Here is an 11,660-nt window from a genome sequence, read left to right as displayed (position 1 = left end):
AATAGGAGTGATATTTTTGTTTAAACGTATTTTGATTGCCAACCGCGGTGAAATTGCCGTCCGTATTATTCGCGCCTGCAAGGAAATGGGGATTCAGTCTGTTGCCGTCTATTCAGACGAGGATAAGGATTCCATGCATGTAAAGCTGGCCGATCTGGCCTATAACATTGGTCCTGCCGATGCTTCCCTATCCTACTTGAATTACAATGCATTAATGCAGGCGGCGCTTGATACAGAGGCTGATGCTATTCATCCCGGCTATGGTTTTTTATCGGAGGACGCTGATTTTGCCGAACGCGTCACTAAAGCGGGCATGACATGGATCGGTCCTCATTATACTACTATCCGCCAGGTAGGCGACAAAGATATCGCTCGTGCTGCCATGATTCCTTCCGGCATTCCTATGTCAAAAGGCAGTGATCCGCTTCTCGACGAAGAAGACGCTATCAACAAAGCCAGAGAGGTCGGTTATCCCATCATTTTAAAACCTGTTGCCGGCGGCGGCGGCAAAGGCATGATAGTCGCCAACAGTGAAGATGATCTGAAAAAAATATTGCATATAACCGATCTTCAGAATATAAAGTATTATTACGAGCACTATATAGAACATTCACGCCATATAGAAGTGCAGATCGTAGCCGATAATTACGGTACTGTCCTGCAGCTTGGCGAAAGAGAATGTTCGCTGCAGCGCCGTAATCAGAAGCTGCTGGAGGAGTCGCCTTCCGTGGCTCTTACGCCTGATATGAGAAAACGGGTGGGTGATCTTGCTATTAAGGCAGCCAAAAGTGTTCATTACAGCAATATCGGCACTGTTGAGTTTTTACTCAACCTGCGTGATAACGATTTTTATTTTATGGAAATCAATCCGCGTATACAGGTAGAACATGCTATAACGGAAGCGGTAACAGGCATTGACCTCGTTAAAACACAGATCCGTATAGCCGCGGATGAACCGCTTACCATAAGTCAGGAAGATATAAAGTTCACCGGTCATGCCATAGAATGCCGTATAAATGCCGAAGATCCCGACAATAATTTCCTTCCCTCCCCGGGAAAAGTTGATTTCTTCATTGAACCCGGCGGTCCCAGAGTACGTGTTGACAGCGGTGTCTGTGCCGGTCTGAGTATATCGCCCTTTTATGATTCGATGATCGCCAAAATCATAGTTCACGGCCATACCCGCGGTGATGCCATAAAAATTATGCAGCGTGCACTTGATGAATTTACTGTTGAAGGCATCAAAACTACCATCCCTCTTCATAAGAAAATTCTGCGGGATGATTATTTCCGCACCGGCAATATCGACACTAGTTTTATAAAAGATCATTTTTCCAGATACCATTATACAATGTCAGGCACTGCAGCTGCCACTATGAAGAATGCCGCCGTTTTGCCAAACGGTCAGGATCAGGAAGCCACAAAATGGTCACAGGAAAAAGTGGACGATGACATGCGCGTAGCCATACGCTCCGGTTTGTATTATATGTAACAAAAATCCCATGGTCATGAAGTGCCCCCGTAGGTTAGATTTTTTGATCTAACTTATGGGGCGGTTCATCAAACCATGGGATTTTTATGTCTCAAATAATTGAGAGATTTATCTTATATATATTTCAACGGCCGCAGGAATAGTTTTCACTTCAAGCGGCAGTTTCGGTCCCGGCTCTCCATCAATATCACTTTGCACATCTTTGTCACAGTCGATTCTGAACGAAGATGCCTGAATATATTCTACGTTTTTGTTATTTATTATATCCTTGCCGGCGACAGTTTCCGCCGTAAATGCCACCAATTCCGGCAGGCTGCACTGCTTCAGCATTATCAGGTCAAGCTTGCCGTCATCGAGTTTCGCATTCACGGATACATTTTTCAGTCCTGCCACAACATTGCTGTTGACGATAAGAACAAAAAACGCACTCACTTTCTTTACGATCCCGTCTGCCTCCACAGTCATATCCAGAGATCTGAATTTAGGCAGTTCCCCGATGCCGCGCAAATAATAAGCCAATTTGCCGAATGTGCTTTTAAGCCGTCTGTCAACATCATGCGCCACTGAAGTCAGCATCCCCGCGCTGGCTACATTAATAAAATATTTATCGCCTATGCTGCCGACGTCAATAACTGTCGTTTTTCCGTCTATTATCGCATCTATATAACTGTCAAATTTACCCGCACAGCACGACAGGCATGATGCAAAGTCATTTGATGTACCGCTCGGTATAATTGCAATAGGAAGTTTTATACCGTTTTTCAGCATGATGTTCACTATTTCATTTAATGTTCCGTCACCGCCGGCAATGATGATCCCTGTCGGCATAACAGCCTTGACAAAACCGGAAAAGCCACGATTTTCCGGGCTGGTGCGGTACGGCACCAATATACAGTACCTTTCCTGAAACATTGCTATCAGATGGTCGAGCTTTTTCCTGAACATTGTATCTCCCGATACCGGATTGTATGCAAGCACGAACTTTTTCATCTTCATTGCTCCTGAGAAATTTCTTTAAACACGCCGATCTTGCGAAGCGCCCTTATAGCAATTTTTCCTACAACGGGAATCACAGCCATATCTTCTTCCATCATGCCTTTCACTAATATGAGAATAACGATATATGCTGCCGCACCGACTGCCACTGAACCAAACGTGGCAACAGCATTGCTCCCATCAGACAGCAAGATCACATAATAGGAAAAATACAAAACAAATGCCATGACCGCTGCCGCGATCATATTTTTCATTATCTGCTTCATTTCCATCTTATACCCAATATATCTGTGAAGGAAATACAGATTAATTACCGCCGCAATGCCTATGTCAGCCGCCGTTGCCCATGCGGCACCCATAATACCGAGAGACGGCTGCGCAGTAAGCACCCAGTTTAAAATCACTTTAGCAACGGCCGCAATGATCATATTTACCATCGGCACTGTAGGATGGCCAAGCCCCTGAAGCACAGCAGTCGTTATCTGATGAAGCCCCAAAAGAATTATTGAAAAGGCAGAAACCCACACAGCAGGACCTGCCCCGGGTGCATTGTATATAAGGCTGGCAATGGGTACTGCCAATACCAGCACAATAACAAATGCCGGAAAGCAGATAAAATTAGCGATGCGTATTGCCGCGGCCGTTTGGTTAAAGCAGCTGTCATGATCTTTCAGCGTACGCGCCTTTGATATAGCCGGAACGATGCTGACGGCCAGAGCAGCCGTCAATATCGTAGCCAAATTCACAAGCGGCACAGCCATCCCCGTCAGATAACCGAAAAGCTCTGTCGCCTCGTTGACAGAATAGCCCGCCGCTTCAAGCCGCTGCGGCACTATCATCAGATCAAGATTGGCCACTATCGGCAGCATTATGCTGGTAGCCGATACAGGCAGTGACAGCTTAAAAATACGTTTCATGATATTAAAAACTGTTTCCTGCTTCTTATCAGGCAGCGGCGCTAAATGACCACCATACATCTTGTCTATGTCTTTATTTAGCTGCCAGTGAAAATAAACAAGGACCAACAGTCCGGCAACAGCACCTGCCAATGCACCGAGACTGGCTCCGGCAGCAGCAAATTCCAAACCGTACGGCAGCAGCATCTGTGCAAACAAAATCATTGTTATAACCCGGAATATCTGTTCCACTATCTGGGATACCCCGGTTGGTGTCATTCTTTGCCAGCCCTGCAGATAACCGCGTGAGCTGGCCAGAATAGTGACAAAAAATATTGCCGGTGCCAATGCGACAACAGCATAATAAGCCCGCGGGTCACGTATAAACTGCCAATCAATAAGCCATTGCGCCCCAAAATAAGTAAGCAGGCTGCACAGGATGCCAGTAAAGAACATAAAAGTCATTGATATATGAAAAATTCGTTTTGCTCCCCATATATCTTTCAACGCAATATGTTCCGCAGTTATTATCGATATCGCAATAGGGACTCCGGCAGTAGAAATATTAAATGCAAGGAAATATATGGGAAACGCCATCTGATAAAGACCGATCCCCTCACCGCCCAAAACGCGTGAAACAAATATCCAGTTCAGTGACCCTATGACCTTAACAACGATACCGGCTACTGTCAATATAAGCGTGCCTTTAAGAAAGGACGTATTCCTATCGGCGTTTTTTTCAGTAGTAGTTTGAGTATTTATAATCAGCACCTGCTTCATTTTAAACAAAACTTTTATTTTCTTTTTTAGTGAAATTATATATAATATATTAAACAGCGAAGACATCCATTATCGAATGCCCCAGCTCGGCTTCAAGGCATTTTTCAGATAAATGGCATCCTTTCCGTCAGTATATGTATTTTTATCTGTCAGCTTAAAAAATTATAGCATTTATCTTGAAACTGCGCCAGCATAATTTCCAGTTTCAACATTAAAACGACATTATCTTTATAGTTTAAAAATAATAATCCGAAGGGTTCATAATGAGAAAGAATATTATCAGTTTCAATACAAAAATCGGTAAAAGCAAGCCGGAGACAATTATTGATAAGGATGCACAGTGCCCTTTCTGCGAATATGATCATCTCGAGCATATAATTGATACCTGCGGAGAAATGACTCTGCTGGAAAACAAATATAATGTACTGGAAAATTCCTTCCAGACTGTTCTTCTTGAAACACGTTACTGCGGAAGTGATATGCCGGATTACAGCGATGAGCATATGCGCATGCTTATTCGTTTTGGTATCAGGCATTGGTTCTCCATGCTCGATTCCGGCAAATACAAGTCTGTCCTATTCTTCAAAAATTACGGTCCTCTTTCAGGCGGTACGATGCGACACCCCCATATGCAAATAATTGGTTTGAAAAATGTGGATAATTCCCTGTTGTGTGAAGAAAGTGATTTTCTTGGCACGCAGATCGCTAAAAAAGGCTCTGTCGAACTCAATATATCTACGTTCCCGCGGCTCGGTTTTTGTGAGCTCAATGTTCTGACCGAAAATAATGATGAAACAGATACTATAGCCGACTTCATAAAAATATCCGTTGACTATATAATGAATCATTTTAATAAACGCTGCAAAAGCTATAATATCTTTTTTTACCGTACGGAAGGGCTGATAAAGGTAAAAATAATGCCCCGCTTTCCTACATCACCTCTATTTATCGGTTACAGCCTGCGTCTCAGACCAAATAATCTTAATATAATAGTCAATGAAATGCGGAAATTGTATTTTTCGCATATTTAAAGAACATCTTGCAGTACGGGAGTCAATTTTGGTTCTCGTTATTTTTTTCGAATATTTAACTGTATATTCGAAATATTTAAAAAGGAGTCTTTTTTATGCCAATGTTTAAAAAACAATTTCTCGTCCTGCTGCTTATAGGTGCTGCCGCCGTAAGTGCTGTCATCTATGGCAGTTATTTCCGGCAGAGTATTGATCTGGAAGCTGTACAGCCAGCCGAACCCGCCGCCGGCGATAAACCGGCAGCGGCTCAGCAAGGGAAAATCGTCATTTATGTTACAGGCGCCGTAAATAATCCCGGAGTGATCGAGCTGCCTGACGATGCCCGTGTAATTGATGCAATAAACAAATGCGGCGGTATGAATGAAGCGGCTGATCCGGAAAATATAAATCTGTCCATGAAAATAGCAGACGGCACGCAGATAAAAGTGCCGGCGAAGAATAGTTCTGTTTTAGCGCCTGCGCCTGCACCTGCCGGCAGCGATTCCCAGTCAGGAAAAATCAATATTAATTATGCAGATGAAAGTACTCTGGATAAGTTACCGGGAGTGGGGCCGTCCATGGCTAAACGCATCGCCGAATACCGCCAGTCCGAAGGATTATTCCAATCGCTTGACGATCTGAAAAAAGTGCGCGGCATCGGCGAAGCTAAATTCAATGCCTTAAAAGACAAAATAACGCTATGAGATACGGTCAGCATCCTCTTTATATGCTCAACCTGCTTCTACTGTGTCTGTCCGCGGGTATCTTGCTGGACGATGCACTGCGTTTTCCTCCGCTGCCGTTTATTATAGCCGCCGTTCTGCTTTTGCCGTCAATCCTCTATGCCGCTTTCCAAAAGTCTAAGTATACTTTTTTGCTTTTGGGACTGCTGTTCCTGTCCGTAGGATACTGCCGCTATTCTTTCTTCACTGCCGTACCGCCGGACAATATCATTCATTCGGCTGGTCAGACTAAAAGTGTTACCGGTATTCTCCAGGATCAGCCTGTAATCCTGAAAAACAGTGACGGATTGACACATATACGTTACGAGCTTTCCGCCTTATCGGCAAAAGGAATGCCTGTCAGCGGAGGCTATTATCTTTATACCCGCCAGAAGAATCCCATCAATGCCCAGGCAGGCGACAAGATAACTGCTTCCGGCAAGATACACAAGATCAGCTCATATAAAAATCCCGGACGCATAAATAATACTCTGCAGGCGAACCTCAATGGTATATACGCATATGTAGCCGCGGGAAAAAATCCCGTCTCAGTGGAACCGCAGCCGGATTCCATGCGCCTGCTCAAAAAAATAGGGCAATTGCGCTTTTCAATAAAAGCCGCAATGGAACAGGTAATGCCCGCAGCGGATGCCGCTGCTGTTTTTGCCATGCTTTTCGGCGGATACAACGGTATTGATCCGGATCTGCTCGACGCTTTTACGGTAACCGGAATAGTTCATATATTATCCGTCTCGGGCTCGCATATCACGCTTCTTGCCGGTACTATCATTTCCATAGGCCGGTTTTTCCGCCTGCGCCGCAAGTATACCGTTCTTCTTTTAATGATATGCATAGGCAGTTATGCTGTGTTTTGCGGCTTGGTCCCGCCGGTCATCCGTGCGGCAGCAATGGGTATCCTTTCCTATATGGCATTTGCTCTGGGCAGAGAAAGCCAGTCACGTTACCTGCTTTCCCTCATCGGTATTTTCATGCTCATCATATCACCTGGGCTGCTCCTTAATATCAGTTTCCAACTATCCTTTGCCGCCACGGCCGGTTTATTATATACATCCTCCTTCTTTCAAAAAAGGCTGGCCTTTCTGCCCCGTTTTTTTGCGGTTTCTCTTTCCATAACCTTGGGCGCACAGTTTTTTTGTCTGCCGTTTCTGTCATGGTATTTTCACAGCATTTCTTTGAGCTCATTAATCGCTAATATATTTGCTGTTCCTCTTGTAGACATGATCATCGTGGCCGCTTTGTCAGCAGTTTTCCTCAATCTGCTGCTTCCTTTCTTTGCCTCTATTATCTTTGTTCTGTGCAGCCTGCTTTTAGGTCTCGTTCATGAAATAACACGCCTTTTGGCCCAATTGCCCGGCAGTATGCTTTATCTTCCCTACCTTACTATCTCCGGCAGTATCTTCTATTATATCTGCTGGTTTATCATCTTAAATGACCGATTGTACAAATTATGCAGAGAATACTTCATACGGCACCATACTGTTTATACTGTATTTTTGTGCCTTTTTTTAACAGCGCTGCTTTATAGTAATTTCAGGGAACACGATTTATCAGTTCATTTTATTGATGTTGGGCAAGGAGATGCCGCCTTGATCATCACCCCGCATGGCAGGGCGGTGATGATCGACACCGGCGGTATCCGTGACAGTGATTACGATGTAGGTAAAAATGTTGACGTGCCTTATCTCTATCACTATGGCATAACCCGTCTTGATGGTATATTTTTAAGCCATGCACATGCCGACCATGCAGGCGGACTGTACGGAATTGCCAAACAGATGCCCGTTTCCAAAATATTTATCGGGCATGAGAAAAACAGCGAATATGCCAGTGTATGGCATATTTCTCCTCAAAGCGATATAATGAATAAAACAGTCGTAATGAATGAAAACCAGACCTTCACTCTGGATGGCGTGAAGTTCATTGTTTTGTATGCACCTCCTGCCGCCAATACCGACGATACCAATGAAACTTCTGTCATCATAAAAGTTCTATATAAAAATTTCAACGTATTATTTACCGGTGATCTGCCCGCCCAAAGAGAAACCGAACTATTAAAAAAAGCGGGCAGAGATATCAATTGTACCGTACTCAAAGTAGCTCACCACGGCTCAAAGACATCTTCTTCCGAGGAATTTCTGGCAGCAGCACGGCCACGCTGGGCAGTGATCTCGGTAGGTGCTGAAAACAGCTATGGTCATCCGGACAAGAATGTGCTCGACCGGCTCAGCAATGTAAAGGCCTCAGTATTCAGAACCGATCAAAACGGCGCTGTCGTCTTTTACACTGACGGTACAAAATGCACAATAAAGCCATACATCGAATAGGGGGAATATTTTTCTTGCAATACGGTGAAGCAATGATGTCACTGCGAAAAAATGAATTAAAGAAACTCTATCTCATCGCCGGTGAAGAAAAATATCTCGCGGAAAAATTTTTAAATGCTTTAAAGGCAAAACTTTTACCGGAGGCTAAGCAGAATAATATAACAAAATTGGACGATACTGCTTCCGTGAACGACATAATTGAAGCTTGTTCGACTATGCCTTTTTTCTGCGATAAAAATATTATCCATGTACACAGCAGTCTTTTCCGGGAAAAAAAAGGAAAAACCGCGGAAAAACGCGAGCTGTTATTTATTGATCTGCTGGCAAATATACCTGAATTTACAGTTCTCATACTGGAAACAGATGAAAAACCGGATAAAAGACGCAAGCTGTATAAAACAATCGAAAAATACGGCCTGGTATTCGAAGCGGAACCTGTGAGAGCTTATAATATCGGTGAATGGCTTAAGACAAAATTCAAAGAGATAGGAAAAACACCGGATACGGAGGCGTATGAATATCTTTTGGCAACGATAAACGTCATGCAGAAAGTATCTCTGGGCTTTCTTGATAAAGAGCTTGACAAGCTGGCTCTATTCACTGAAAGACGGGATATAAGAAAACATGATCTCATCGATATATTATCCGGTCTTCCTGAAATCTCTGCCTTTGCTCTGGCCGAAGCAGCGGGCAGCAGAGATCTCAAAAAAGCCTTAGCTCTTTTAGATAAACAGCTAAGCAGCGGCGTTCCGCGCATCAGCATTCTTATCATTCTTATCCGCCACATCCATCAGCTCTGGAAAATAAATTTCTATCTGACGCAAGGCGCAGACAGCCGGATAATCGGGCAAAAACTTGGGCTGGTCCCCTTCATAGCTGAAAAACTTATCGTCCAGGCAAAACATTTTGAACTGCACACGCTGCGGGAGACGGTCTCCGCTCTCGCCGATGCCGATTATAAACTCAAAACAGGTCAGAATACTCCTGTCCTTTTTGAAGACATTTTGATACGGCTGTGCCGATAGCAGCACAGCACTGTATATTCTGACGGAGATAAATCCATATCCGGACCAGTCCCTATTTATATATTTTCTCATTATATACTTTGTAGTATAATTTATGGTATATAAAGTTCTGCATATGTTCAGTTATTTTTAGCAAACTTCAGAGGAGCAATAGATTTTGGACATTACCCTAGATACAATAGAAGATAAAATACACAGCGGCCAACGCCTTTCAAAGGAAGACGGACTGGCTCTTTATTCATCAAACGACCTTGCCAGAATAGGACAGCTGGCAGATTCCGTAAGGAAAAAAATAAGCGGTGATTATGTATATTATAATGTAAATCTGCACGTAAATCTTACTAATATATGCATTGGTCAGTGCAAGTTCTGCGCATTCGGCTGTAAAAGCAGCAGTGATAAAGCTTATGAGCTCACAAAACAATCTGTTCTCAGCAGGATAGCAAAAGCCGCCGAAGATCCTGATATGAAAAATCTGCATATCGTAAGCGGGCTGCACCCCGACTGGCCTTATGAATACTATCTTGATATTATAAAAACCATTAAGGCAAATTTCCCCTTGCTTCATTTGAAGGGGTTTACCGGTGTCGAAATAATGCATTTTGTAAAGATAAGCGGAAAATCAATAGAAACCGTTCTGCGGGAGCTGATCGCCGCCGGACTTGAGGCCATGCCCGGCGGTGGTGCGGAAATACTTGATGACAGCATCCGCCAGATACTCTGCCCCAACAAAGCTACCAGCACCGAATGGCTTGAGGTCGCCCGTACTGCCCACAGACTCGGTATAACCACAAATGCCAGCATGCTGTATGGTCATATAGAAACCAAGGAGCAGAGAATAAATCATCTTCTGACACTTCGTGCTCTGCAAGACGAAACAGGCGGTCTCCAGACCTTTATCTGCTTTCCCTTTCAGCCCAAGAACACAGCGCTGGAGGATTCCATCACTCGGACAAGTGTATGGGATGACCTGAAAACAATGGCTATAAGCCGACTGATGCTGGATAATATCCACAATATCAAAGCCTACTGGGTCATGCTGACCCTGCCTGTCGCTATGCTGGCTCTGGGCTTCGGTGCCAATGATATAGACGGCACTGTCGGCGGTGAAAAAATAATGCACGCAGCCGGTGTCAGTTCGCAAAAAGCTCTTTCCAAAAACATTCTTATTGATGCGATAAGAGAAGCCGGCAGAATACCGGCAGAATGCGACTGTAACTCCAAAATCATTCGGACATTTTAAGATAAACGAGGTTTTATTATGGATGAACTAACTAGAGCCCGCCAAAAAGCCTGCGCCGGTTCACGCTTATCATTTGATGAGGCACTGCTTCTTTACCGGAAAGCGTCTCTTCTTGAGCTTGGACAATGGGCAAGAGCCGCAAAGGAACGGCACAGCGGTAAAAATGTCTATTACAACATCAACCGCCACATAAATCTGAGCAACACCTGCACAGCCTTGTGTCCGCTCTGTGCTTTTTCCGCAAAGCAAGGCGACGCCCGCGGCTATATCCTTTCTCCTGAAAAAGTCGCAGAAATGATCAGCAGAGCCATGCAGGAAACCCCCGGTCTCACTGAGATACATATAGTAAGCTCCCTGTGCCCTGATACGAACTTTTCCTATTATACAGATATTCTGCATACCGTCAGAAAGCTATTGCCGCATGTCCATATTCAAGCATTTACGCCTGCGGAGATAATTTATTTCACAAAAATAAGCGGTCTTTCTATCAAAGAAGTATTGCAGCACCTGAAGGATGCAGGGTTATCCTCTCTTCCGGGCGGCGGTGCGGAAATCCTTGATGACAGTGTCAGACAGATCATATGTCCTGACAAAGCGTCTTCAGCTGAGTGGATAGAGACCATGAAAACAGCCCATTCCATGGGCATTCCCACTAACAGCTCAATTCTTTACGGCCACATCGAAACCACAGAGCAACGTTTGGCCCATTTATTCAAGCTGCGTGCCATACAGGATGAAACCGGCGGCTTTGGCGCTTTTGTCTCCTTTCCTTTTTATCCGCAGAATACCAAGCTTGCCGAATTATATACGATAAAACCTCTGACCGCTTGGGAAAATCTCAAATTTATTGCCCTGTCGCGTCTTGTTCTTGATAATATTGATCATATCAAGGCTTTCTGGATAATGCTCAGTGAAGAGATAGCCCAGCTTTCTCTGGCATTCGGTGCTGATGATCTCGACGGAACAGTGGGAGAAGAGAAAATAATCCATGCGGCAGGTGCCAAAAGCGGCAGTATCATGACAAGGAAAAAATTGAATGATATGATCGTCCAAGCCGGTTACATTCCGGCAGAACGCGATTCCTTATATAATATTATCAAACAGGCGGTTCCGAGCTGAATACCCTCTGTCTGCAACATTAATTACACACA

At 44.2% G+C, this 11,660-nt stretch carries 9 protein-coding genes; 7 read left to right on the top strand and 2 right to left on the bottom strand.

All coding sequences use genetic code 11. The features are described from left to right. Nucleotides 1–16: 16 nt before the first annotated feature. On the top strand, nucleotides 17–1,492 hold the full coding sequence (locus tag NXG61_RS04435; protein WP_196604018.1) for an acetyl-CoA carboxylase biotin carboxylase subunit: 1,476 nt from the start codon (nucleotides 17–19) through the stop codon (nucleotides 1,490–1,492). Between the two features lie 108 nt (nucleotides 1,493–1,600). Here NXG61_RS04435 and NXG61_RS04430 read toward each other — a convergent pair whose 3' ends face one another. Together NXG61_RS04430 and NXG61_RS04425 are read right to left on the bottom strand one after the other, a co-directional pair. Next, nucleotides 1,601–2,482, bottom strand: a complete 882-nt coding sequence (locus NXG61_RS04430) for a YegS/Rv2252/BmrU family lipid kinase (protein WP_307224040.1) — start codon at nucleotides 2,480–2,482, stop codon at nucleotides 1,601–1,603. Nucleotides 2,483–2,484: 2 nt separating this feature from the next. After that, the gene (locus NXG61_RS04425; RefSeq protein WP_196604465.1) at nucleotides 2,485–4,164 is read right to left on the bottom strand and encodes a putative polysaccharide biosynthesis protein; all 1,680 of its coding nucleotides are present in this window, start codon (nucleotides 4,162–4,164) and stop codon (nucleotides 2,485–2,487) included. Between the two features lie 263 nt (nucleotides 4,165–4,427). Between NXG61_RS04425 and NXG61_RS04420 the strand changes: the two genes are divergently transcribed. The 6 genes from NXG61_RS04420 to NXG61_RS04395 all read left to right on the top strand — a co-directional run bounded on the left by NXG61_RS04420 (nucleotide 4,428) and on the right by NXG61_RS04395 (nucleotide 11,628). After that, entirely contained in the window at nucleotides 4,428–5,195 is a 768-nt protein-coding gene (locus tag NXG61_RS04420; protein ID WP_196604020.1) for a DUF4931 domain-containing protein, read from the top strand. A 95-nt stretch (nucleotides 5,196–5,290) separates the two neighbouring features. Next, nucleotides 5,291–5,878 carry a helix-hairpin-helix domain-containing protein gene (locus tag NXG61_RS04415; protein WP_196604021.1) on the top strand — a complete coding sequence of 196 codons (588 nt, stop codon included), beginning with the start codon at nucleotides 5,291–5,293 and terminating at the stop codon, nucleotides 5,876–5,878. Beyond that, a complete protein-coding gene (locus tag NXG61_RS04410; protein ID WP_307224042.1) occupies nucleotides 5,875–8,241 on the top strand; it encodes a DNA internalization-related competence protein ComEC/Rec2 in 2,367 nt (788 codons plus the stop codon). The genes NXG61_RS04415 and NXG61_RS04410 overlap by 4 nt, the downstream gene beginning before the upstream one ends. A 14-nt stretch (nucleotides 8,242–8,255) precedes the next feature. Beyond that, complete coding sequence (gene holA, locus NXG61_RS04405) at nucleotides 8,256–9,266, top strand: DNA polymerase III subunit delta (RefSeq protein WP_307224044.1); 1,011 nt, start codon at nucleotides 8,256–8,258, stop codon at nucleotides 9,264–9,266. Nucleotides 9,267–9,423: 157 nt separating this feature from the next. Next, the gene (gene mqnE / locus NXG61_RS04400; RefSeq protein WP_196604024.1) at nucleotides 9,424–10,509 is read left to right on the top strand and encodes an aminofutalosine synthase MqnE; all 1,086 of its coding nucleotides are present in this window, start codon (nucleotides 9,424–9,426) and stop codon (nucleotides 10,507–10,509) included. A gap of 18 nt (nucleotides 10,510–10,527) precedes the next feature. After that, nucleotides 10,528–11,628 (top strand): radical SAM protein, encoded by a 1,101-nt coding sequence (locus NXG61_RS04395; RefSeq protein WP_307224046.1) that lies wholly within the window; start codon nucleotides 10,528–10,530, stop codon nucleotides 11,626–11,628. Nucleotides 11,629–11,660 lie beyond the last annotated feature (32 nt).

Origin of the sequence: Pectinatus haikarae (assembly GCF_050916305.1) — a bacterium.
Classification (GTDB): Bacteria; Bacillota; Negativicutes; order Selenomonadales; family Selenomonadaceae; genus Pectinatus; species Pectinatus haikarae.
Note: the sequence above shows the minus strand (reverse complement) of the source record. Positions and strands in the feature narration are given on the sequence as shown.

Coding starts and splice junctions, on each gene's coding strand:
- NXG61_RS04420 (WP_196604020.1), top strand. CDS start 4,428: ATGAGAAAGAATATTATCAGTTTCAATACAAAAATCGGTAAAAGCAAG.
- NXG61_RS04425 (WP_196604465.1), bottom strand. CDS start 4,164: ATGAAGCAGGTGCTGATTATAAATACTCAAACTACTACTGAAAAAAAC.
- NXG61_RS04410 (WP_307224042.1), top strand. CDS start 5,875: ATGAGATACGGTCAGCATCCTCTTTATATGCTCAACCTGCTTCTACTG.
- NXG61_RS04395 (WP_307224046.1), top strand. CDS start 10,528: ATGGATGAACTAACTAGAGCCCGCCAAAAAGCCTGCGCCGGTTCACGC.
- NXG61_RS04430 (WP_307224040.1), bottom strand. CDS start 2,482: ATGAAAAAGTTCGTGCTTGCATACAATCCGGTATCGGGAGATACAATG.
- NXG61_RS04415 (WP_196604021.1), top strand. CDS start 5,291: ATGCCAATGTTTAAAAAACAATTTCTCGTCCTGCTGCTTATAGGTGCT.